Genomic DNA, 22,554 nt, shown 5'->3' with positions numbered 1-22,554 from the left:
CAGTCATGACGGACAACATCATCAAGCTCACCGCGGCCGAGATCGCCCGGCGGATCGCCGCCGGCGAACTGACCGCCGTCGAGGTCACCGAGGCCCACCTCGCCCGCATCGAGGCCGTCGACGAGAAGGTGCACGCCTTCCTGCACGTCGACCGTGAGGGCGCGCTCGCGCAGGCCCGCGCCGTCGACGAGAAGCGTGCCCGCGGCGAGAAGCTCGGCCCCCTCGCCGGCGTACCGCTCGCGCTCAAGGACATCTTCACCACCGCCGGCATGCCGACGACCGTGGGCTCGAAGATCCTGGAGGGCTGGATCCCGCCGTACGACGCGACCCTGGTCAAGAACCTCAAGGCCGCCGACGTCGTCATCCTCGGCAAGACCAACATGGACGAGTTCGCGATGGGCTCCTCCACGGAGAACAGCGCGTACGGCCCGACCGGCAACCCCTGGGACCTGACCCGGATCCCCGGCGGTTCCGGCGGCGGCTCCTCCGCCGCCCTCGCCGCGTACGAGGCCCCCCTCGCCATCGGCACGGACACCGGTGGCTCCATCCGCCAGCCCGCCGCCGTCACCGGCACCGTCGGCGTCAAGCCGACCTACGGCGGGGTCTCCCGCTACGGCATGGTGGCCTTCTCGTCCTCCCTCGACCAGGGCGGCCCCTGCGCCCGTACGGTCCTGGACGCGGCCCTCCTCCACGAGGCCATCGCCGGGCACGACCCGCTCGACTCGACCTCCATCGACGCCCCGGTCCCGCCGGTCGTCGAGGCGGCCCTCAGCGGCTCCGTCGGCGGCATGCGCGTCGGCGTCGTCAAGCAGTTCCGCGGCGAGGGCTACCAGGCCGGTGTCGTGCAGCGCTTCGACGAGTCCGTCGAGCTCCTCAAGGAGCTGGGCGCCGAGATCGTCGAGCTGGACTGCCCGACCTTCGACCTCGCCCTTTCGGCGTACTACCTGATCGCGCCGTCCGAGTGCTCCTCGAACCTGGCGCGCTTCGACGCCATGCGCTACGGCCTGCGGGTCGGCGACGACGGCACCCGTTCGGCCGAGGACGTCACCGCCCTCACCCGCGAGGCCGGCTTCGGCGACGAGGTCAAGCGCCGCATCATCCTCGGCACGTACGCGCTCAGCTCCGGCTACTACGACGCGTACTACGGCTCGGCCCAGAAGGTCCGGACCCTCATCACCCGCGAGTTCGAGCAGGCCTTCGAGCAGGTGGACGTGATCGTCTCCCCGACGACCCCCACCACGGCCTTCCCGATCGGCGAGCGGGCCGACGACCCGATGGCCATGTACCTCGCGGACCTGTGCACCATCCCGACCAACCTGGCCGGCAACGCCGCCATGTCGCTGCCCTGCGGCCTGGCGCCCGAGGACGGTCTCCCGGTCGGTCTGCAGATCATCGCCCCCGCCATGAAGGACGACCGGCTCTACAAGGTCGGCGCCGCCGTCGAGGCCGCCTTCGTGGAAAAGTGGGGTCACCCGCTGCTCGAGGAGGCTCCGTCGCTGTGAGTGCCATGGCAAAGAAGGCCAAGAACTTCAAGAAGTCGAAGACCGGCGTCTACGTCTCGCTGGCGACCACCGCGTTCGGCGCCGTCAGCGTCGCCAAGCAGGCCAAGCTGGCCCGCAGCGACGGCGACGTGCTGCGGCTCGTCGACGCCGCGGTCTCCGCCGCCGCCATCGTGACCGGCCTGGCGATCCTCTACCGGGAGCTGAAGCGCCTGGGCGACGACGACGTCCTGCTGGGCTGAGAGGGAAAGTCTCACCGTGACTGTCACTGAACTGCTGTCGTACGAAGCGGCGCTCGCCGAGTACGACCCCGTCATGGGCCTCGAGGTCCATGTCGAGCTGGGCACCAAGACGAAGATGTTCTGCGGCTGCTCGACCGAGCTGGGCGCGGAGCCGAACTCGCAGACCTGCCCGACCTGCCTCGGCATGCCCGGCTCGCTGCCCGTCGTCAACGCGATCGGCGTCGAGTCCGCCATCAAGATCGGCCTCGCGCTGCACTGCGAGATCGCCGAGTGGTGCCGTTTCGCCCGGAAGAACTACTTCTATCCGGACATGCCGAAGAACTTCCAGACCTCCCAGTACGACGAGCCGATCGCCTTCAACGGCTACCTGGACGTCCAGCTGGAGGACGGCGAGATCTTCCGCGTGGAGATCGAGCGCGCCCACATGGAGGAGGACACCGGCAAGTCGCTGCACGTCGGCGGCGCCACCGGCCGTATCCACGGCGCGTCCCACTCCCTGCTGGACTACAACCGGGCCGGCATCCCGCTCATCGAGATCGTCACCAAGCCGATCGAGGGCGCGGGCGAGCGGGCCCCCGAGGTCGCCAAGGCGTACGTCGCCGAGCTGCGCGAGCTGATCCGCGCCCTCGGCGTCTCCGACGCGCGCATGGACAAGGGCCAGATGCGCTGCGACGTGAACCTGTCGCTGCGCCGCCACGGCACCAAGACCTTCGGCACCCGCTCGGAGACGAAGAACGTCAACTCGCTCCGCTCCGTGGAGCGCGCGGCGCGCTTCGAGATCCAGCGCCACGCGGCCGTGCTCACCTCCGGTGGCACGATCGTGCAGGAGACCCGTCACTTCCACGAGGACGACGGCTCCACCACCTCCGGCCGCATCAAGGACAACGCCGAGGACTACCGGTACTTCCCGGAGCCCGACCTCGTCCCCGTGGCCCCGGCCCGCGAGTGGGTCGAGGAGCTCCGCAAGGGCCTCCCCGAGCTGCCGCGGGTGCGCCGCAACCGGCTGCGCGAGGAGTGGGGCGTGTCCGAGCTGGACATGCAGTCCATCCTCAACGCGGGCGCGGTCGAGGCGATCGTCGCCACGATCGAGGCGGGCGCGGACGCGGCCTCGGCCCGCAAGTGGTGGATGGGCGAGCTCGCCCGCAACGCCAACGAGCAGGGCGTCTCCCTGGAGGAGCTGGCCATCACCCCGGCCGACGTGGCCCGGGTCTCGGCCCTGGTCGCCTCCGGCGACCTCAACGACAAGCTGGCCCGTCAGGTCATCGAGGGCGTCCTCGCCGGCGAGGGCACCCCGGACGCGGTCGTCGAGAAGCGCGGTCTGAAGGTCGTCTCCGACGACGGCGCGCTCGGGGCGGCGGTCGAGGAGGCCATCGCGGGCAACGCGGCCATCGCGGACAAGATCCGCGGCGGCAAGGTCGCGGCGGTCGGCGCGTTGGTCGGCGCGGTCATGAAGGCCACCCGGGGCCAGGCGGACGCGGCGAAGGTCAAGGACCTGATCCTGGAGAAGCTGGGCGTCAGCGAGGGCTGAGTCCCTTCCCGTACGCGTACGGGAGCGGCCCCGCACCGGAGTTCCGGTGCGGGGCCGTTCGCGTCGTCCGTACGCGCTACCGCTTGAGCAGCGGGGCGGCGATGACCGCGTTGCCGGAGTCGTCGCAGGTCGACTCCACCTTGAGCCGCAGCCGCAGGGCCCCTTCGATGTTCAGGGACTTGGTGACCGGCTTTCCGAGGGCCACGGTCTCGTTAAAGAGCGCGGGCTGGTCGTCGACGGAGACGACGACCCGCGCCGACTCGATCCTGGAGCCGTCGTCGATCCCGGCGGTGAACTCGAAGATCTTCCACTCGCGGTTGAGGTCGTACTCGACGTACGCGCCGTTGTAGCAGTCGCCGATGAGGGCGGCCCCGTACTCCTTGGTGTCGATCTTCGCGCTGCCGATGACGAAGTCGTCGGGATCGCTGACCGAGGCGAGGGCGGTGAGATCGGCGACGGGCAGGTCCCGCACCGAGCCGGGGTCGTCGGTCGGGCTCGCGGAACCCTCCGGGTCCGTGGTCGGGGTGTCCGTCGGTTCCGCGGAGGCCGGTTCCGCCGAGGTCGGCTCCTCCGTCGGCGCTTCCGTCGTGGGCTCCGTCGTGGCGGGCGCGGAGGTGGCGGCCGTGGGGGAAGGGCTCCCGCCGGCCTTGTTCTTGCCGTCCTCGTCCTTGTCGCCGAGCAGCTGGACGCCGACCACCGCGAGGACCGCGATCACGACGACCCCGACGACGGCGCCGATCAGCGGGCCCTTACGGCGGCGGCGACGCTCGGGAGCGTGGCCGGAAGCGGTCGGTGCGGTGTTCGACATCGGAGGGCCGAAGCCGCCGGGCGGGGCGGGGACGGGGGTGGCGACGGTCGGCTGGGGTGCCACCGGCTGGGACACGACGGCCGGCTGGGGCGCCACCACCGGCTGGGACACGGCGGCCGACTGGGGCGCCACCACCGGCGGCGCCGCGACGGGCGCGGCCACCGGGGGAGGCGGCGGGGTCACGGGCTGCGGAGGCGCCGCGGGCCGCGCGGGCGGGACCGGCGGAACCGCGTCCGCGACCGTCGCCGGGCGTGAGGTCGTCGTGGAGACCACCCCGTGCCGTACGTCCTTCACCCACCCCGACAGGGACAGCGGCCGGCGGTTCGCGTCGGCGGCGGCGATGCTCAGGACCCGTTCCCGCTGGTCCTCCGGCAGCCCCGCGATCTGCGGCAGCGCGCGGAACGCGGCCACCAGCTGCTCGGGCGCGGCCGGCGGGGACTGCCCGCTGAGCAGGAAGTACGCGATGGCGCCGAAGGCGTAGCGGTCGGTGCCCGGGGTGCGCTTGCCCTCGAAGACCTCCGGGGCCGCGTAGCCGGGGGTGAACCACACCTCGGCGGTCTGGTGGTCGGCGGTCAGCTTGCTCAGGCCGAAGTCGACGAGGGTCGCCTGCCCGTGCTCGTCGACCATGACGTTGCCGGGGGAGAGGTCGCCGTGGACGACGGTCCGCCCGGACGGGGTGGCCTTGCCGGAGTGCAGCCAGTCCAGGACGTCGGCGAGCTGCTCCAGGGTCCGCATCACCTCGCGCCGCTCGCCGGGTGTGGCGAGGGTGCGCTCGGCCCGCCAGTCGCGCAGGTCGAGGCCGTCGACGTGGTTCATGACGAGGACCAGGGCGCGGCCGGTGAGGGTCCCGGACTCGCCGGGCCGGTGGATCGGCGGCCCCTGGAAGTGCTCCCGTACGCCGACGACGCCGGGCCGGTGGACGAAGCGCAGCAGCTCGGCCTGCTCGTTCCACTTCTGGCTGATCCGCTCGAAGACCTCGGGCGTGATCGTGGTCTTCGAGTCGAGGACCTTGACGACGACGGGCTCGGTGCCGCCGGCCAGCTCGATCTCCGCGAGGTAGAGCACGGCCTCGCCGCCCCGCCCGATGGACCGGAGGAGCCGGTACCGGTCGGGTGTGGAGTCGGGGCCGATGTGGTGTGCCGTGTTGCTCAATGTTCCCCCAGGGCACCGTGATTGACAGACGGTCAGCTTGCCGTTCCGGTGGCCTTCCGGTCAACGCGGGAACGGCCCCGCTCGCCCTTCCGCGGCGGGGGCGGCGGCCGGGGCCCCCGCGTCGACCCGTACGACGAGAAGCGGGCCCTCCGGGGCGGGCCCGGCCGCCGCGTCACCCCTCCCCGGACCTGGCCTGCCGTCGGGCGCCGGACGGGCGGCGGGGGCCCGGCCCCGACCCGCCGTCGGACGGGCGGCGGGGGCCCGGCCCCGACCCGCCGTCGAACGGGCGGCAGAGGTCCGGTGGCGGTTCGCGATCGTGGCCGGAAATCGCTTGGATTCCCGTCACGTTCTCTTGGACGTTCACCACCGCGCCCCCGTCGGGTCTTCTCGTCGTCATCCCGTCTCACTACCGTCCCCGGCGTACCATCCAATGGCTCGAAGGCGAACCATTGGCCGTCGACTGGAGGTCGGTCTTGTCCCCCGAGAAGTCCCCCGAGATGTCCCGCAGAAGGCTCCTCGCACTGGGTGGGGGCGCCTTCGGCGTCGCCGCCGCCGGCTCGCTGCTGCCGCCGTCGTTGCAGGCCGCGATGGCCGCGGAGCCCCCGGCCGGGGGGATGTCGGCGGTCCGGCACGTGGTGATCCTGATGCAGGAGAACCGTTCCTTCGACCACTACTTCGGCACCCTCCGCGGCGTCCGCGGATTCGGCGACCGCAACGCCATCGAACTGCCCTCGGGCAAGCCGGTGTTCGAGCAGCCCGCCGCGCTCGGCCGGACCGTGCTGCCCTTCCCGATCCGGGGTGCCGCCGAGACCCAGCGGAAGGACCTCCAGTACATCGGGGACCTCGACCACTCCTGGAGCGGCGGCGGCAAGGCCTGGCGCGGCGGCTGGATGGACGGATGGGTCTCGGCCAAGACCGCCGCCACCATGGCGTTCTACGGCCGGCAGGACATCCCCCTGCACTACGAGCTCGCCGACACCTTCACGATCTGCGACGCCTACCACTCGTCCGTCCACACCTCGACGAGCCCCAACCGCAACCACCTCTGGTCCGGCTGGACCGGCTTCGAGGCCGACGGCAGCAGGGCCGTCACCAACGCCGCGTACGCCGAGGGCACCCACCCCGGCTACGGCTGGCCCACCTACGCCGAGCGCCTCGAAGCCGCCGGGCGCAGCTGGAAGACATACACCGAGTGGGAGAACTTCACCGACAACAACATCGAGTTCTTCACCAGCTTCAAGAAGATCGCCCGCAAGGCCCTCGCCGGGACCGGCGAGCACACCTTCATGGAGTCGTTCTACGCCGCCGTCCGCGACACCGACGACGCCACCGAGCGCGCCCGCCTCCTCGGCCTCCTGGAGGAGGGCGTCGCCGGCCTCACCGACGCCGAGCGCTCCCTCTTCGAGCGCGGACTGCGCCGCGTCGAGTCCGGCACCCTCGCCGACGCCTTCCGCGCCGACGTCGCCGCCGGCACGCTCCCCGAGGTCTCGTACCTCGTGCCCTCCGCGATCGACTCCGAGCATCCCGGCTCCTCCTCGCCGATCGCCTCCGCCACTCTGGTCTACAAGGTGCTCGACGCCCTCGGCGCGCATCCGGACGTCTGGCGGCACACCGTCGTCCTGATCAACTACGACGAGAACGACGGTTTCTTCGACCACGTGCCGCCGCCCGTCCCGCCCGCGGACAACACGGACGAGCGCTGGAAGGGGCTGCCCACCGGCCTCGGCATCCGCGTCCCGCTGCTCGTCGTCTCCCCCTGGTCGGTCGGCGGCTACGTCTGCTCCGAGACCTTCGACCACACCTCGGTGATCCGCTTCCTGGAGCGGCTCACGGGCATCGAGGAGCCCAACATCACCCCCTGGCGTCGGGCCGTCACCGGCGACCTCACCTCGGCCTTCGACTTCGAGCGGGGACGCCGGCAGCCGGAGGTCGAGCAGCCCGGCCCGATCCCGCCCTTCACCGGCCGCTGGCGGCCCCAGCCCCCGGCCGTGCAGCGGATGCCGCTGCAGGAGCCCGGCGTCCGCCGCGCCCGCCCGCTGCCGTACCAGCCGGACGCCGCCGCGACGACCGGCACCGGATCGGTGACGGTCGCGCTCAGCAACCGGGGGAAGGCGAGCGCGCACTTCGCGCTCTACCCGTACGCGGGCGAGTTCGCCGTCCCGCAGCACCGGGACGTCAGGGGTACGGGGGAGTGGACCGTCCCCGTTCCGGGCGACCGCTACCGCTTCACGATCACCGGCCCCAACGGCTTCCGCCGCGAGTTCGAGGGCCCGGCGACGGGCGGCGCCGAGCTCGCCTCGCGGATCGACCACCACGACCGTGACCTGCACCTCACCGTACGGAACACCGGACCGGCGCCCCTCGCCTTCACCGTGCGGCCGCTCGGATACGTCGACGAGGACGACCTCGCCGACTGGACCCGTACCGTCACCGTGAAGCCGGGGAGGACCCGTACCGTCGTCCACTCGGCCTCCGACGCGCACGGCTGGTACGACGTCGAGGTGACCGCGCCCGGCGGCTTCCGCCGCCGGCTCATGGGCCACATCGAGAACGGTCGCGCCAGCGTCTCCGGCTGAGCACCCACCGTGCGCCCGGTGCCCGGGGATCCAGGGCTTCGGTTCCGGACCCCCGGGCACGCCTGTGAGTATCGACACGAAACGGGCAAACGATCACTTTCAGCTGTCACAGTGGCCCCACGTAGGTCATGCGTTCTTTCCGGGCTGCTCCCGTGAAGATCCACGAACCACCCAGGGAGCACCTGCTTTGGCAGCCATCGCACGGTGGTGCATCAAGCACCGCCTCGTCGCCGTCCTCCTGTGGCTCCTCGCCCTCGGCGGGGTCGGCACCGCGGCGGTCGTCGCCGGCAGCGCGTACTCCAACGACTACGAGGTCCCCGGCACCGAGTCGGGCCGGGCCACCGCCCTCCTCGACCGGGGCTTCCAGGGCCTCGGCGGCGACAGCGACACCATCGTCTGGCACACCGACAAGGGCAGCGTCCGCGCCGACGCCGTCGAGCGGCGCATGACCGTGATGCTCGACGAGGTCGCCGAACTGCCCGGCATCGCCGCCGTGACCTCGCCGTACGGCGACACGCGGGGACAGGTCAGCGAGGACGGGCACACCGCCTACGCCACCGTCACCTTCCACGAGCAGGCCGACGACATCCCCCAGGCGCAGGCCCGCGCCCTCGTCGACACGGCGAAGGCCGCAGCGGACGACAGCGTCTCGGTCGAGCTCGGCGGCACCGCCGTCGCCCTCACCGAGGCCCCCGGCGGGCACATCGCCGAAGTCGTCGGCGTCGCCGTCGCCGCCGTCGTCCTCTTCCTCGCCTTCGGCTCCCTCGCCGCCTCCGCGCTCCCCATCGCGACCGCGCTCGTCAGCGTCGGCATCGCGTACTCCGGGATCGTCCTCCTCGGCCATCTGATGACCGTCGCCGACTTCGCCCCCATGCTCGGCATGCTCGTCGGGCTCGGCGTCGGCATCGACTACGCCCTCTTCATCGTCACCCGGCACCGCAAAGGCCTGAAACGCGGCCTGTCCGTGGCGGAGGCCGCCGAGACCGCCGTCGCCACCACCGGCCGCGCCGTCGTCTTCGCCGGGGCCACCGTCTGCATCGCGCTCCTCGGCATGCTGATACTGCGGCTCGGCTTCCTCAACGGCGTCGCCATCGCCGCCTCCCTCACCGTCGTCCTCACGGTCGCCGCCTCCGGCACCTTCCTTCCGGCGCTGCTCTCCTTCATCGGCATGCGGGCGCTGTCCCGGCGCGAACGCCGGACGCTCGCCGAGCACGGCCCGCAGCCCGAGCTGCCCACCGGCTTCGCCGCCCGCTGGTCCGCCTTCGTCGAGCGGCACCCGAAGCTGCTCGGGGCCGTCGCCGTCGTCGTCATGGGCGTCCTCGCCCTGCCCACGTTCTCGCTCCACCTCGGCACCTCCGACCAGGGCAACGGCCCGGCGACCGCGACCACGCGGCAGGCGTACGACCTGATCGCCGACGGCTTCGGGCCCGGCGTCAACGGCCCGCTCACCCTCGTCGCCGGGCTCGACGGCGCCGACGACCGGGTGGCCCTCGACCAGCTGCCGGCCGCGCTCTCCGCCACCCGCGGGGTCGCCTCCGTCTCCCCGGTCACGTACAACGGCTCCGGCGACACCGCCGTCCTCACCGTCATCCCCGAGTCCTCGCCCCAGTCGAAGGCCACCAGCGAGCTCGTCGACCGGCTCCGCGCGGACGTCCTCCCGCGGGCCGAGGCCGGCACCTCCCTCGACGTGCACGTCGGCGGCGTCACCGCCTCGTACGACGACTTCGCCGAGATCATCGTCGGCAAGCTGCCGCTCTTCGTCGGCGTCGTCATCGCCCTCGGCTGTCTGCTGCTCCTGCTCGCCTTCCGCTCGATCGGCATCCCGCTCAAGGCCGCCGCCATGAACGTCCTCGCCGTCGCCGGGGCCTTCGGCGTCGTCGTGGCGATCTTCCAATGGGGCTGGGGGAGTGAACTCCTCGGCCTCGGCAGCGCCGGGCCGATCGAACCCTTCCTCCCCGTGATCATGGTCTCCGTCCTCTTCGGACTCTCCATGGACTACCAGGTCTTCCTGGTCAGCCGGATGTACGAGGAGTGGCTGGAGACCGGCGACAACCGGCGGGCGGTCCGGGTCGGCCTCGCCGAGACCAGCCGCGTGATCAACTCCGCGGCCGTCATCATGATCTCCGTCTTCCTCGCCTTCGTCCTCTCCGGCGACCGGGTCATCGCGATGTTCGGCATCGCGCTCGCGGCGGCCGTCGCCCTCGACGCCTTCGTGCTCCGCACCCTCCTCGTTCCCGCCCTCATGCACCTGCTCGGCGGGGCGAACTGGTGGCTGCCCCGATGGCTCGACCGTCTCCTGCCCCGCATCAGCATCGAACCGCCGGAGAGCCGCGAGGCCGCGGACGAGCGTGCGAAGATCCCCAGGATGCGGGTGACGATCCCGGCCGTGGAGGAGAGGAACGAGGATGTTCGCGATATCGCTGGGTGACGACGGCGCCGAGCTGAGGCCCCTGGAGCCCTGGCAGGCCGAGGAGTTCCTGGCCCACATGGACCGGGGACGGGAGTTCGTCGGACAGCACATCGCCCTGCCGGACTTCGTCGCCGACCTGGACTCCGCCCGCTCCTTCCTCCGCTCGTACGCCGAGAAGGCCGCGAACGACACCGGACGGATCTACGGCATCTGGACCGCGGGTACGCTCGTCGGCGGCGTCCTCTTCCGGACCATGGACCTGACGTACGGGACCGCGGAGGCGGGCTGCTGGCTGGAGCCCTCCGCCGCCGGGAAGGGTCTGATCACCCGGGCCTGCCGGGTCATCATCGACTGGGCCGTCGAGGAACGGGGCATCCACCGCGTCGAATGGCACGCCTCCGCGAAGAACGGGCCGAGCATCGCCGTCGCCCGGCGTCTCGGCATGACGCGGGAAGGCGTCCTGCGGGAGAACTACCCGCACCGCGGCACCCGCGCCGACACCGAGGTCTGGGCCGTGCTCGCCCCCGAGTGGCGCGCCGCGAAGGCCGAGGCGTCTTCCGAGGCCTCTTAAGGCGGCTCTCATGTGCGCCCCCTAGCGTGCGCCGCATGGACACCAGGACGACGACAGAGAAGACCGGCGAGAACGCCGAGGCGGCCGAGAAGGCCGACGGTACGGAGAGCGCCCCGGTCGCCGGGACCACGCCGGCCCGGGACACCGCGGCGGACCCGCTCGACGGGAAGGCCGACGGGAAGGCCGACGGCAAGGTGGACGGGCCGGTCGACGGGCCGGTCGTCGCGGACCTGGACGAGGGCCAGGACGACGAGGGCGACGAGGGCGACGAGGGCGACGACGAGGCCCTGTTCGCGGAGGCGGCCCCCGCGCCCGCCGCGGGCATCGGCGGCGCCGCCGCGGCCGTGGTCTCCGCCGCCCTCGGCGCCGTCGCGCTCACCGGCACCTGGACCGGCAAGGTCGTCGCCGAACGCGAGACCCTCATCGGACAGATCAAGACCTCCGGAGCCGGCACCCCGGCCCAGCAGATCTCCGAGATCTACGGCGACGCCTGGCACAGCACCGCCCTGGTGAACGGTGTCTTCGCGCTCGTCGCCCTGCTCGTCGCCGTCCTCGTGCTCGTCCTCCCCGGACGCCCCGCCTGGGTCCGCGCGGTCGCCGTCGCCGGTGCCGTCCTGGGCGGCCTCGGCCTGCTCCTCTCGGCCGGTACCTACTTCGACCTGTTCCTGAGCCTTCCCACCGCCGGATCCTGAGGCCCCCGTAAGGCCCCCTAAGGTCTTCTGGGACCCGCCTAAGGCCCCCCGTACGCCGAACATGCGGCACCCGCCCGATGCGGCCGCACCCCCTGGGAGACGAAGGTCGAGGCATCGCAAGGAGCGATGCCGAAACCGGGAAGACCAGGAGCACCAGATGTTCGAGTACGAGATCCACCGCATGAACCACGCCCAGCTCGTCCGTGAGGCCGCCGCCCAGCGGCTGTCCCACGAGGCCGCCGAGTCGGTCGCCTCCCCCCGGGGGCTGCGCCGCCTCGGCCGCCGGAGCGGCGGCCAGGACGCGGAGGGGCGGGTGGGCGACGGCGGACACGGCCGCTTCGTCCGGGCCGCGTGACCCCCGTATGGGCGACGGTGTGGACGCCTGTGCGATGCTCGGCGCCGTGGAGACCAGGTCAGTCAGCCCCGTGTTCGTCGGCCGCGCCGGCGAACTCACCGCCCTCACCGAGGCGCTCTCCCGCGCGACCGCGGGAGAGCCCCAGGCCCTGCTCATCGGCGGCGAGGCGGGGGTCGGCAAGACCCGGCTCATCGAGGAGTTCCTCGACACGGCCTGCGGCCGGGGCGCCGTCGTCGCGCTCGGTGGCTGCGTCGAGCTCGGCGCCGACGGACTGCCCTTCGCCCCCTTCGCCACCGCGCTGCGCTCGCTGCGCCGCCGCCTCCCCGACGAACTCACCGCCGCCGCCGACGGCCAGCAGAGCGAACTCGCCCGTCTGCTGCCCGAGCTCGGCGACCCCGGCGGCCACGACTCCTCCGACGAGGACTCCACGGCCCGCCTCTTCGAACTGACCGTACGGCTCCTGGAACGGCTCGCCACCGACCGGACGATCGTGCTCGTCCTGGAGGACCTCCACTGGGCCGACGCCTCCACCCGGCACCTCCTCACCTACCTCCTGCGCACCCTCCGTCGCGGCCGCGTCGTGGTCGTCGCCAGCTACCGGGCCGACGACATCCACCGCCGCCATCCGCTGCGCCCCCTCCTCGCCGAACTCGACCGGCTCCGCACCATCCGCCGCATCGAACTCGCCCGCTTCACCCGCACCGAGGTACACCGCCAGCTCACCGGCATCCTCGCCGCCGAACCCGACCCCGGTCTCGTCGAAGAGGTCTTCGAACGCTCCGACGGCAACGCCTTCTTCGTCGAGGAGCTCGTCGTCTCCCACGAGGCCGGCTGCGCCCCCGGCCAGCTCAGCGACTCCCTGCGCGACCTCCTGCTCGTCCGGGTCGAGACGCTCCCCGAGGACGCCCAGCGGGTCGCCAGGATCGTCGCCGAGGGCGGCTCCACCGTCGAGTACGGACTGCTCGCCGCCGTCGCCCGCCTCACCGAGGACGAACTCATCGAGGCGCTACGGGCCTGCGTCGGCGCCAACCTCCTGCTCGCCGTCCCCGACGGCGACGGCTACCGCTTCCGTCACTCCCTCGTCCGCGAGGCCGTCAGCGACGACCTGCTGCCCGGCGAACGCTCCCGCCTCAACCGCCGCTACGCCGAAGCCCTGGAGGCCGACCCGGGGCTCGTCCGGGCCGACGAGCGCGCCACCCGGCTCGCCACCTACTGGTACCACGCGCACGACCCGGCCAAGGCCCTGCCCGCCGTCCTCCGCGCCTCCGTCGAGACCCGCAAGCGCCACGCCTACGCCGAACAGCTCCGGCTCCTCGAACGGGCCATGGAACTCTGGGACGAGGCCCCCGCCGAGGTCCGCGACTCGCTCCGGCCCATGGACTACGCCGAGGCCTACCCTCCCTGCGGCTGCGACCCCGAGACCACCCCGCTCCGCCATCTCGACCTGCTCGCCGAGGCCGCCGTCGCCGCCCGGCTCAGCGGCGACCGTGAACGCGCCCTGAAGATCGGCAAGATGGCGCTGCGCCTCCTCGACAGCGCGGAGGAGAACGACCCCCTCCGCGCCGCCTGGTTCTGGACCGAGAGGGCCCGCCTCCAGTCCAACCTCGGCCGCGGCGACGGCGGGGAGGAGATCGCCCGTGCCCAGGAACTCGTCAAGGGCCTGCCGCCCTCCGCCGTCCACGCCGTCGTCCTCGTCGGCGCCGCCGGCTGGGGCATGCTCCGCAACCCCGGACCCGAGGCCCTCGCCGCCGCCGAACGCGCCGTCGAGTACGCCCGGCTCGTCAAGGCCGAGTCGATCGAGCTCAACGCCCGGCTCACCCTCGGCACCCTCATGGCCGCGGCGGGCGACGTCGAGGCCGGCCTCGCCGAGATGCACGAGGTACGGGAACGGACCACGGCCCTCGGCCAGTTCACCGAGGCCGCCCGCGCCCACATCAACATCGCCTCCTCCCTCGAATCCCTCGGCCGTTCCCGCGAGGCCGTCGAACTCTCCGACGCCGGCATCCGCCTCGCCCGCGCGTACGGACTCGTCGACAGCGTCGGCTGGGTCGAGGCCAACCGGGCCGAGTCCCTGTTCTCCCTGGGCCGCTGGGACGAGGCCCAAGAGGCCTCCGAGCGGCTGCTCCGCTCGGCGTGCAGCACCAAGCCCCGGGGCTCGGCCTCCCTCCGCCTCGCCCAGCTCGCCGTCGCCCGGGGCGAGCTCGACGCGGCCGGCCGGCACCTCACCGACGCCCGCGCCGTCTACGGGAGCCGCGACCCCATCCCGCAGTACACCCTGCCCATGAGCCAGGTCGAGATCGCCGTGGCCGCCGCCGAGGGCCGCGTCGCGGACGTCCGGACCCAGCTCGCCGCCGCCGAACAGGCAGGCTTCCCGCCCGGCACCCACCGCTACGGCTGGCCGCTCGTCCTCACCGCGGCCACCGCCGAGGCCGACAGCCGCGGGCTGCCCGCCGCCGCCGAGGGCCGCGCGGAGGCGCTCGACGCGATCCGCCGCTGCGTCCGCCGCCTCGCCGCCCCGGCCCCCGTCTGGGCCGCCTACGCCCGGCAGGTCTCCGACGAGCTCGCCCGGGCCGAGGGCCGCGAGTCCGCCGTCCGCCGCGCCGAGACCGTCGCCGCCCACGAACCGCTGGAACGCCCCGCCGAGCTGGCCCGCGCCCGCCACCGGCTCGCCGACGCCCTGCTCGTCGAGGGCGGCCGGCGCGAGGAGGCCACGGCCCTGCTCCGCGAGGCCCACGCCACCGCCGTCCGCCTCGGCGCCCGCCCGCTCCGCGAGGACGTGGAACTCCTCGCCGCCCGCGCCCGCCTCTCCCTGACCCCCGAGAAGCAGGCCCCGGCACCGGCGGACCCCGGCGACGACACCTTCGGTCTGACCCCGCGCGAACAGGACGTCCTGGGCCTGGTCGCCGCCGGCCGCACCAACCGTCAGATCGCCGAGGAGCTGTTCATCTCACCCAAGACGGCCAGCGTCCACGTCTCCAACATCCTCGCCAAGCTCGGCGTCGCCGGCCGTGGCGAGGCCGCCGCCCTGGCCCACCGCCTCCACCTCCTCGACACGCCCCTCTGACCGGGCGGACCCGTCTCCGGGCACCTTGCCGTCCCCCGCCGGGCGGGGGACCCGTATCGTCACCCGGCCCGATCCCAGGTCTATCGGCCCGCGCGACGGATCGGCGTCTCCCGGGTCCTCCCTGGTCAGGGCCTGCCTGCGCGCCTCCTCCTCGGTGTGCCTGCGTCCGGGCGCGAACAGCTCCGCCATCGAGTCGAACACGGTCACCGCCTCCTTCAGCTCACCTCCAGCCGGAGGACCCTGTCGTCCCCGGGCCCGGGAGTGCCCCGGGTGTCGGTTTCGCTGGTCACCAGCCAGAGCCGCCCGCCGCCCCCCGCGAGGACCGTGCGCAGGCGTCCGTACTCCTCGGTCAGGAACGCCTCGGGGTCCCCCGATCGTTCCGCCCCGGAGAGCGGGACCCGCCACAGTCGCTCGCCTCTGAGCCCGGCCATCCAGATCGCGCCCCGCGCGTACGCGATCCCGCTGGGGGAGGCCTCCGAGGTCGGCCACTGGGCCACCGGGTCCACGAACCCGGCCCGCCCGGCCCGTCCTTCGACCTCCGGCCAGCCGTAGTTCTTCCCGGACTCCACCAGGTTCAGCTCGTCCCAGGTGTTCTGCCCGAACTCGGCCGCCCACAGACGCCCCGCCGCGTCCCAGGCGATTCCCTGCACATTGCGGTGCCCGTACGAATAGACCACCGAGCCGGCGAAGGGATTGCCCGGCGCCGGCCGGCCCTCCGGTGTCATCCGCAGGATCTTCCCGCCGAGCGACTCCCGGTCCTGGGACAGGCCCGTCCGGCCCGTCTCACCCGTCCCCGCGTACAGCATCCCGTCCGGCCCGAACGCGATCCGGCCGCCGTTGTGCACGACCCCCTTCGGGATGCCGGTCAGCACCGGCTCCGGCGCGCCGAGCCGGTCCCCGGCCCCGCCCCCGTACCGCATGCGCACGATCCGGTTGTCCGACTCCGCCGTCAGATACGCGTACACCCAGCCGTCCCGGGCGGCGAGGCCCATGAGCCCGCCCTCGCCGCCCGGGACCACTCCCGGCACCTCGCCGAGCGAGGTCTTCGCCCCGGTCCGCCCGCCGATCCGGGTGATCGTCCGCTCGTCCCGCGAGGAGACGAGCAGATCCCCGCCCGGCAGCTCCGCGAGCCCCCAGGGCGACTTCAGACCCTCGGTGAGCGTGCCCGTCACCGCCACCCGGCCACCGGCGGACGCCGCCCCCGACGCGGACGGGCTCGCGGAGCCGGCCGGGGGAGCGGTCGCCGAGACCGACGTCGGCGGAGCCGTACCCGGGCGGTCCTCCGTACCCCCCGAGGAGCAGCCCGCCACCAGGACCAGCACAGCGGCGCCCCACAGGGCCTTCAGAACAGCAGGACGGCTCATGGCACGGTCCCCTTCGACGAGTCGAGCGGCATCCCTTCACTCTTCATACACCGCTCGACCCGATCAGGTTCCCGCCCGCCGCCGAAGCCCCCGCACACCCTCAGTCCCAGGACCCCCGGGGCGCCGGAAGCGCCGCGATCTCCGCCAGGTCCTGGGCCGTCAGCCGCAGTCCGGCCGCCCGGGCGTTCTCCACCACCCACCGCTCCCGCTTCGCCCCCGGCACCGGTACGACGTGCGGCCCCCGGCCGAGCACCCACGCCAGCGCCACCTGCGCCGGGGTGACGTCCGCCCCGTGCCGCGCGGCCACCCGCCGCAGCCCCACCACGAGCGGCTGGTTCGCCGCCATCATCTCGGCCGTGAACCGGGGGTGCCTGGCCCGCGGATCGTCCGGCTCGAAGCCGCCGCCGGGAGTGAGCGTCCCGGTCAGGAAACCGTTCCCCAGCGGCATCGCCGCCAGGAAGCCGACGCCCCGCGCCGCGCACCACGGGAGCAGCCGCGCGAGCGCCTCCTGCGACCACACCGACAGCTCGGCCTCCACCGCGGCCACCGGGAAGACCTGCTGGACCCGCTCCAGCTGGCGGATCGTTCCCTCGTAGCCGTCACGGCGCGCGCCGGTCGCACCCCTGCGGGCGGACCGCGCGCCGACGGCGCACAGGCCGAGCGCCCGCACCTTGCCCGCGGAGACCAGCTCGGCCATCGCGCCCCAGGTCTCCTCGACCGGCACCTCGGGGTCCGCGCGGTGCAGCTGGTACAGGTCGATCACATCGGTCTGGAGCCTCCGGAGGGACGCGTCGCAGGCCCGACGCACGTACCCCGGCCTGCCGTTGGCGACCACGTGCTGGTCGCCGACGAGCAGTCCGCACTTCGTCGAGACGAAGGCCTCCGCCCGCCGCTCCTTCAACGCCCGCCCCAGCAGCAGCTCGTTGGTGAACGGCCCGTACATGTCGGCGGTGTCGAGCAGGCTCACCCCGGCGTCGAGCGCCGCGTGCACGGTCCGCAGCGAGCGGTCCCCCCGCTGTTCCGAACGGCTGTACGCCCAGTTCATCGGCATGCACCCCAGGCCGATCGCACCCACGTCGAGCGCCGTCGCCCCGATAGTCCTGCGCTCCACCTGCCGGTACCCCTCCCTGTGCCGTCCCCCAAAGTAACCAATGACGCACGGGATTCTTCGCATAGCCTCCCGGACATGAGATACGAAGACACGGCCGCTGACGTGTGGCTTCCGATTCCCGCGGACGAGATCGAAGGACTCCCCGAACCGGGCACGTCGGGCCTGAACTACCGTTTCTGGGACGGCGGGCCGGAGTTCCCGGCCGACCCGGCGCACTGTGCCTTCTACGTCGTCCCGTACATGAAGGGCACCGAGATCGCCGTCAGGCCGCTGGCCGCGATGACCTCGGTCCGGGCCGTCCAGACGCTGTCCGCCGGCATCGACCACGTCACGCCCGGCATCCCCTCCCTGCCGCCCGGCGTCGCCCTCTGCAACGCGAAGGGCGTCCACGAGGCCAGCACCGCCGAACTCACGCTCGCCCTGATCCTGGCCTCGCTGCGCGGCATCCCCGGCTTCGTACGGGGCCAGGAGGCCGAGGAGTGGCGGGCCGGCTTCTACCCGGCGCTCGCCGACAAGTCCGTCCTGATCGTCGGGTACGGATCGATCGGCGCCGCCATCGAGGACCGGCTCGCGCCCTTCGAGTGCGCGCGGGTGGTGCGCGTCGCACGCTCCGCGCGCACCACAGCGCGCGGCCGGGTCCACGCCATGACCGAGCTGCCCACGCTGCTCCCGGAGGCGGACGTGGTCGTGCTCTCCACCCCGCTCACGCCCGCGACCAGGCATCTCGCCGACGCCGGGTTCCTGGCCCGGATGAAGGACGGGGCGCTCCTCGTGAACGTCGCCCGCGGGCCGGTGGTGGACACGGCGGCCCTGCTCAAGGAGGTCGAGAGCGGACGGATCACGGCGGCGCTCGACGTCACCGACCCGGAACCGCTGCCGGCCGGGCATCCGTTGTGGCACGCTCCCGGTGTCCTGATCAGCCCCCATGTGGGAGGTTCCACCTCGGCCTTCATGCCGCGCGCGAAGCGGCTGGTCGCGGGGCAGTTGCGGCGGTTCGCGGCGGGCGAGGAGCTGACCAACGTCCTCCTCACCACCGACTGAGCCGCGCCCGCCGGCCCGGCCGGGAGGGGCCGCGCTGGGCCGGTCGGGTGGTACGCGCCCCCGACACGCCCTGCGTACGAGCCCTTGGCCGTCACGGAGAGTACTGCGACCCTGTCCCTGAGTGACGGTCCTGGTGTATCGTCCCGGAACGGGGGACTGCGTCGAGTAAGGGCTGACGCTGGGGAGCGAAGTGACGGGACATCAGATTCCGAGGGGGGCGACGGGTGAGGCACGGCCGGAGGACCGACGATCCGACGCGGCGACGCCGCCGTCGGCGAGCCTTCCGCCCCTCGCCACCGGCCTCGCGCATTCCGTGCCGGACCAGGTCGCGCCGCACAGCGCGCCCCGGGCCGCAGAGCCACCGGACACCGGGCGGCACGCGGCACCGGCCACCGAGCGAGACGGCGCAGGCCCGGACGGCCCCGGGCCGGACGGCCCCGGGCCGGACGGCCCCGGGCCGGACGGCCCCGGGCCGGGCGTCGGACCGCCCACTCCGCCAGGTCCCGGTGCCGACGGACGCGAAGCCGACGGTCCCGGCCCCGACGGTCCCGAAGGCCACCGTCCCGAAGCCGACGGGTACGACGGCGTCGACATCGACGGGCGCGACACCGATGGCGCCGTCGCCGACGGACGCGACACGGGTAGGCGCGGTACCGGCGGGCGCGGCGTCGACGGTCCCGGTGCCGAACCACCGGGCCCCGGCGATGTCGCCGCCCCGGTCACCCGTGCCCCCGCGGCGCCGCACCGCGCCTGTGAGGCCTGTGGTGCCGCCGGACCGAAGCGGGCCGCCCCTGTCGTGCGCGACCCCGGGGGCCCCCACGACTGCGACGGGCACGCTCCCGGGCGCGCCGACGAGCCGTCGGCGCGCCCGCACGACGCGGCCGGGTGCGGCGGTGTGGCACCGGAGGGTCCGGTGAACGCCCCCGGGGCGGTCCTCGTGCGCCGCCCCGTCACCGGCGACGGCGACTCCGGCCACCCCGGCCCCGGGCGTCCCGGCGCCCGAGGGGTGGCCGCCCAGATCGCCCTGGGTCTCATCTGCGCGGGCTACACGACCGGCGCGTCGCTCGGCTGGGGCTCACCGGAACTGGCCCTCTTCATGGGCGACTTCGGGCTCAGCGCCGCCGCTCTCACCGCCGCGGTCTCCTGCTTCCTCTACGGCTGCGGCCACCGCGGCAGCGTCCGCCCCGCCTGGCTGCTCTTCGCCTTCTCCTCGCTCATGGCCGCCGCGGGCAACGCCGTCTGGGGGTGGTACGAGGTGGTGCTCCGCACGGAGGTTCCGGACTCCTCCGTCGCCGACCTCTTCTTCTTACTCTTCGCTCCGCCGGCCGTCGTCGGCCTCCTCGTCCTCGCCAAGAAGCCCGTCACCCGGGCCGGCTGGGTCTGCCTCGCGCTCGACGCCTGGCTCATCGGGGGCTCCCTGCTCACGCTGTCCTGGAGCCTCGCCCTCGCCCGCACCGCCCACGTCCAGGAGGAGTCCGTCGCCCAGGCGGCACTGTCGCTCGCGTACCCGCTGCTCGACATCGTCCTCGTGAGCATGGTCCTGGTCCTGCACTTCCGGCGCTCGCAGGCGAACCGCTCGGCGACCAACACCGCCATCGCCGCCCTCGCCCTGACCGTCCTGTGCGACGCCCTGTTCACCTCGCCGCTGTTCCGCGAGAACTACGCCTCGGGCCAGCTGCTCGACGCCGGCTGGTTCGCCGGCTCCCTGCTGCTCGCCTACGCGCCCTGGGGGGCGCGGAGGCTGCCCGACAGCGCCGCCCCCGCGCGCGGGCCGTGGCTGCACAGCCGCCCGGTCGCCGGCTCGCTCGCCGCCCTCACCCCGTACCTCGCCGCGGCGGTCTGCACCCTCGGCATCCTCTACAACGTCGTCGAGGGGCGCAGGGTCGACCGCGTCGTCGTCCTCACCGGTTGCACGGTGGTCCTCGCCCTCGTCGTACGGCAGGGCATCATGCTCCTCGACAACATCGCCCTCACCCATGAACTGGCCCAGAAGGAGAACCACTTCAGGTCCCTCGTGCAGGGGTCGAGCGACGTCATCATGATCGCCGCGCCGACCGGGATCCTCCGTTACGTCAGCCCGGCCGCGTCCGGTGTGTACGGACGCGACGCCGAGGAGCTGATCGGCTCCGAGCTGGCCTCGCTGATCCATCCCGAGGACCTCGGAGCCGTCGTCCACGAGGTACGGCGTTTCCTGGCCGCCTCGCCCGCCGAGGAGCCCACCACCCGGATCGAGTGCCGCTTCCGCTCGGGCCGCGGCGACTGGCTCAACGTCGAGTCGACCGTCAACCGGCACCAGGGCGGCCTGATCTTCAACAGCCGCGACGTCACCGAGCGCGTCCGGCTCCAGGCCCAGTTGCAGCACAACGCGGAGCACGACCCGCTCACCGACCTGCCCAACCGGGCGCTCTTCACCCGGCGGGTCCGGCAGGCGCTCGGCGGCCGCCGCGCCTCCGACCCCGGCACCGCCGTGCTCTTCATCGACCTGGACGGCTTCAAGGGCGTGAACGACCGGCTCGGCCACCAGGCGGGCGACGACCTCCTCGTGCAGGCAGCTCGCCGCCTCCACGACTCCGTACGGGCCGGGGACACGGCCGCCCGGCTCGGCGGCGACGAGTTCGCCGCCCTCATCCTCGGCGACGGCGGACGCGACCAGGCGGCCCGCCGGCTCCAGGTCCAGGAGATCGCCGACCGGCTCCGGCTCACCCTCTCCCGGCCGTACCGCGTCGACGGCGGCACCGAGGTGCGGGTCGCCGCCTCCATCGGCGTCGCCTTCGCCGAACCGGGCATCGAGGCCGGTGACCTCCTGCGCAACGCCGACCTCGCCATGTACCGGGCCAAGGCGGCCGGCAAGAACCGCGTCGAGCTCTACGCGCCCCAGATGCAGGCCGACGTGGTCCGCAGGACGGAGCTGGCCGCCCGGCTGCGCACCGCGCTCCACGACGGCGAGTTCGCCCTCCTCCACCAGCCGGTCGTCGACCTCGCCACCGGCCGGATCTCCGCCGTCAGCGCCCAGGCCCGCTGGCGCTCCGCCCAGGGCATCCTCTTCACCCCCGCCGAGTACCTCCGGGTCGCCGACGACGGCGAGCGCACCGCCGAGCTCGGCCGCTGGCTGCTCGAAGAGGCCGTGGAGCAGGCGGCCGAGCGGGCCGGAATCGGCCACCGCACACCCGTGTCCATCCGGCTCTCCGCCCGCCGCCTCCTGGACCGCTCGCTGCCGCTCGGCTCGATCGAGTCCCTGCTCACCCGTCACGGGCTGCCGTCCGGCTCGCTGATCGTCGAGCTGGCCGACAGCGATCCCCGGATCTCGCTCGACGAGCTGGAGCAGCGCCTCATCGCCCTGCGCCGCCTCGGGGTGCGGATCGCCCTCGACGGATTCGGCAGCGGACACGTGGCGATCAACGCCCTGCGACGGCTTCCCGTCGACATACTGAAGCTGGACCGGGGGCTCGTCGAGGGCGTGGTCGAGTCGGCGCGGCTCCGCAAGATCACCCGCGGGGTGCTCCGTATCGCCGGTGAGCTCGGGATGCGGACCGTCGCCGAGGGCGTCGACGTTCCGGAGCAGGTCATCGCCCTGCGGGCGATGGGCTGCGGCCACGCGCAGGGCATGGCCTTCTCGGGCCCGCTCGACGAGTACCGGCTGCGCAGGGCTCTGGTGCGGGACGAGTACCCGCTGCCCGGCGCGGTGCCCGTCCGGGTCGGAAACCGCCCTCCGTTCCGCTCACATCCTGAGACGCCCGTCCCACCCACTTGACAGTGGCGAGGCCGGAGAGGGAGGGTCAGTGCCATGCGCACCCGAATTCTCGTACTTGGAAAGCGCGTCGGCTGAAGCAGGGCCCTCGAAGGCCTCGCTGAGAAGCACCCGACGCGCTCCCCTCGCTTGCCTCACGGCACGAGGGGTTTTTTGTTGCACCGGCTCACCTCAAAATCGCCGCAAAACCTCGTAAAACACCTCGCAAAAACCCTCTGCTTCGAGAAGAGATGCTGATGACCGACCAGGCCACCGGGCACCATCCGCAGCCGCGGCCCCGTAGCGGCGCGCAGCCCGCCACCGCCGTCGAGCACGTCACGGGCGCGCAGGCCCTCATCCGTTCTCTCGAGGAAGTGGGCGCCGACACCGTCTTCGGTATCCCCGGCGGCTGCA

Annotated in this window: 15 protein-coding genes; 11 read left to right on the top strand and 4 right to left on the bottom strand. The window is 73.2% G+C overall.

The genetic code is table 11. From position 1 onward, the window contains the following. Positions 1-5: 5 nt before the first annotated feature. The 3 genes from gatA to gatB are packed head-to-tail and all read left to right on the top strand — an operon-like array spanning position 6 to position 3,269. Positions 6-1,502: an Asp-tRNA(Asn)/Glu-tRNA(Gln) amidotransferase subunit GatA gene (gene gatA, locus ACFWUY_RS34935; RefSeq protein ID WP_384119344.1), complete on the top strand. Its 1,497-nt coding sequence runs from the start codon at positions 6-8 to the stop codon at positions 1,500-1,502. 5 nt (positions 1,503-1,507) lie between these two features. Further along, entirely contained in the window at positions 1,508-1,741 is a 234-nt protein-coding gene (locus tag ACFWUY_RS34930; RefSeq protein WP_384119377.1) for a hypothetical protein, read from the top strand. 16 nt (positions 1,742-1,757) lie between these two features. Next, complete coding sequence (gene gatB, locus ACFWUY_RS34925; protein WP_384119342.1) at positions 1,758-3,269, top strand: Asp-tRNA(Asn)/Glu-tRNA(Gln) amidotransferase subunit GatB; 1,512 nt, start codon at positions 1,758-1,760, stop codon at positions 3,267-3,269. A 76-nt stretch (positions 3,270-3,345) separates the two neighbouring features. Here the strand turns inward: gatB and ACFWUY_RS34920 are convergent, their stop codons facing one another. Further along, positions 3,346-5,229, bottom strand: a complete 1,884-nt coding sequence (locus tag ACFWUY_RS34920; RefSeq protein ID WP_384119340.1) for a protein kinase — start codon at positions 5,227-5,229, stop codon at positions 3,346-3,348. Positions 5,230-5,726: 497 nt separating this feature from the next. Here ACFWUY_RS34920 and ACFWUY_RS34915 point away from each other — a divergent pair, with 497 nt between their 5' ends. The 6 genes from ACFWUY_RS34915 (at position 5,727) to ACFWUY_RS34890 (ending at position 14,897) form a co-directional block, all read left to right on the top strand. Next, positions 5,727-7,805, top strand: a complete 2,079-nt coding sequence (locus ACFWUY_RS34915) for a phosphocholine-specific phospholipase C (protein WP_384119375.1) — start codon at positions 5,727-5,729, stop codon at positions 7,803-7,805. A 187-nt stretch (positions 7,806-7,992) separates the two neighbouring features. Continuing rightward, positions 7,993-10,233: an MMPL family transporter gene (locus ACFWUY_RS34910; protein WP_384119337.1), complete on the top strand. Its 2,241-nt coding sequence runs from the start codon at positions 7,993-7,995 to the stop codon at positions 10,231-10,233. Then, a complete protein-coding gene (locus ACFWUY_RS34905) occupies positions 10,211-10,786 on the top strand; it encodes a GNAT family N-acetyltransferase (RefSeq protein ID WP_384119335.1) in 576 nt (191 codons plus the stop codon). Before ACFWUY_RS34910 ends, ACFWUY_RS34905 begins: the two co-directional genes overlap by 23 nt. Positions 10,787-10,812: 26 nt before the next feature. Continuing rightward, on the top strand, positions 10,813-11,478 hold the full coding sequence (locus ACFWUY_RS34900) for a hypothetical protein (RefSeq protein ID WP_384119333.1): 666 nt from the start codon (positions 10,813-10,815) through the stop codon (positions 11,476-11,478). Between the two features lie 157 nt (positions 11,479-11,635). Then, positions 11,636-11,833, top strand: a complete 198-nt coding sequence (locus tag ACFWUY_RS34895; RefSeq protein WP_384119331.1) for a hypothetical protein — start codon at positions 11,636-11,638, stop codon at positions 11,831-11,833. A 7-nt stretch (positions 11,834-11,840) separates the two neighbouring features. Next, positions 11,841-14,897, top strand: coding sequence for an AAA family ATPase (locus tag ACFWUY_RS34890; protein WP_384119329.1), 3,057 nt, complete (start codon positions 11,841-11,843; stop codon positions 14,895-14,897). Here the strand turns inward: ACFWUY_RS34890 and ACFWUY_RS34885 are convergent. The 3 genes from ACFWUY_RS34885 to ACFWUY_RS34875 all read right to left on the bottom strand — a co-directional run bounded on the left by ACFWUY_RS34885 (position 14,781) and on the right by ACFWUY_RS34875 (position 17,372). Beyond that, complete coding sequence (locus ACFWUY_RS34885) at positions 14,781-15,086, bottom strand: DUF6191 domain-containing protein (protein WP_384119372.1); 306 nt, start codon at positions 15,084-15,086, stop codon at positions 14,781-14,783. The two genes, ACFWUY_RS34890 and ACFWUY_RS34885, sit on opposite strands and share 117 nt — an antisense overlap. A gap of 26 nt (positions 15,087-15,112) precedes the next feature. After that, positions 15,113-16,261 carry a PQQ-dependent sugar dehydrogenase gene (locus ACFWUY_RS34880; RefSeq protein WP_384119327.1) on the bottom strand — a complete coding sequence of 383 codons (1,149 nt, stop codon included), beginning with the start codon at positions 16,259-16,261 and terminating at the stop codon, positions 15,113-15,115. A gap of 100 nt (positions 16,262-16,361) precedes the next feature. Further along, entirely contained in the window at positions 16,362-17,372 is a 1,011-nt protein-coding gene (locus tag ACFWUY_RS34875; protein WP_384119324.1) for an aldo/keto reductase, read from the bottom strand. Positions 17,373-17,447: 75 nt separating this feature from the next. Between ACFWUY_RS34875 and ACFWUY_RS34870 the strand changes: the two genes are divergently transcribed. Continuing rightward, positions 17,448-18,413, top strand: coding sequence for a 2-hydroxyacid dehydrogenase (locus tag ACFWUY_RS34870; protein ID WP_384119321.1), 966 nt, complete (start codon positions 17,448-17,450; stop codon positions 18,411-18,413). Between the two features lie 913 nt (positions 18,414-19,326). Continuing rightward, positions 19,327-22,164: a putative bifunctional diguanylate cyclase/phosphodiesterase gene (locus ACFWUY_RS34865; RefSeq protein ID WP_384119370.1), complete on the top strand. Its 2,838-nt coding sequence runs from the start codon at positions 19,327-19,329 to the stop codon at positions 22,162-22,164. Positions 22,165-22,554 lie beyond the last annotated feature (390 nt).

The sequence above is a fragment of the Streptomyces sp. NPDC058664 genome (assembly GCF_042716635.1).
Lineage (GTDB): Bacteria > Actinomycetota > Actinomycetes > Streptomycetales > Streptomycetaceae > Streptomyces.
The sequence above is the reverse complement of the archived record's forward strand: the minus strand, read 5'-3'. Positions and strand labels throughout refer to the sequence as shown.

Coding starts and splice junctions, on each gene's coding strand:
- gatA (WP_384119344.1), top strand. CDS start 6: ATGACGGACAACATCATCAAGCTCACCGCGGCCGAGATCGCCCGGCGG.
- ACFWUY_RS34930 (WP_384119377.1), top strand. CDS start 1,508: ATGGCAAAGAAGGCCAAGAACTTCAAGAAGTCGAAGACCGGCGTCTAC.
- ACFWUY_RS34915 (WP_384119375.1), top strand. CDS start 5,727: ATGTCCCGCAGAAGGCTCCTCGCACTGGGTGGGGGCGCCTTCGGCGTC.
- ACFWUY_RS34905 (WP_384119335.1), top strand. CDS start 10,211: ATGTTCGCGATATCGCTGGGTGACGACGGCGCCGAGCTGAGGCCCCTG.
- ACFWUY_RS34895 (WP_384119331.1), top strand. CDS start 11,636: ATGTTCGAGTACGAGATCCACCGCATGAACCACGCCCAGCTCGTCCGT.
- ACFWUY_RS34890 (WP_384119329.1), top strand. CDS start 11,841: ATGGGCGACGGTGTGGACGCCTGTGCGATGCTCGGCGCCGTGGAGACC.
- ACFWUY_RS34885 (WP_384119372.1), bottom strand. CDS start 15,086: ATGGCGGAGCTGTTCGCGCCCGGACGCAGGCACACCGAGGAGGAGGCG.
- ACFWUY_RS34880 (WP_384119327.1), bottom strand. CDS start 16,261: ATGAGCCGTCCTGCTGTTCTGAAGGCCCTGTGGGGCGCCGCTGTGCTG.
- ACFWUY_RS34870 (WP_384119321.1), top strand. CDS start 17,448: ATGAGATACGAAGACACGGCCGCTGACGTGTGGCTTCCGATTCCCGCG.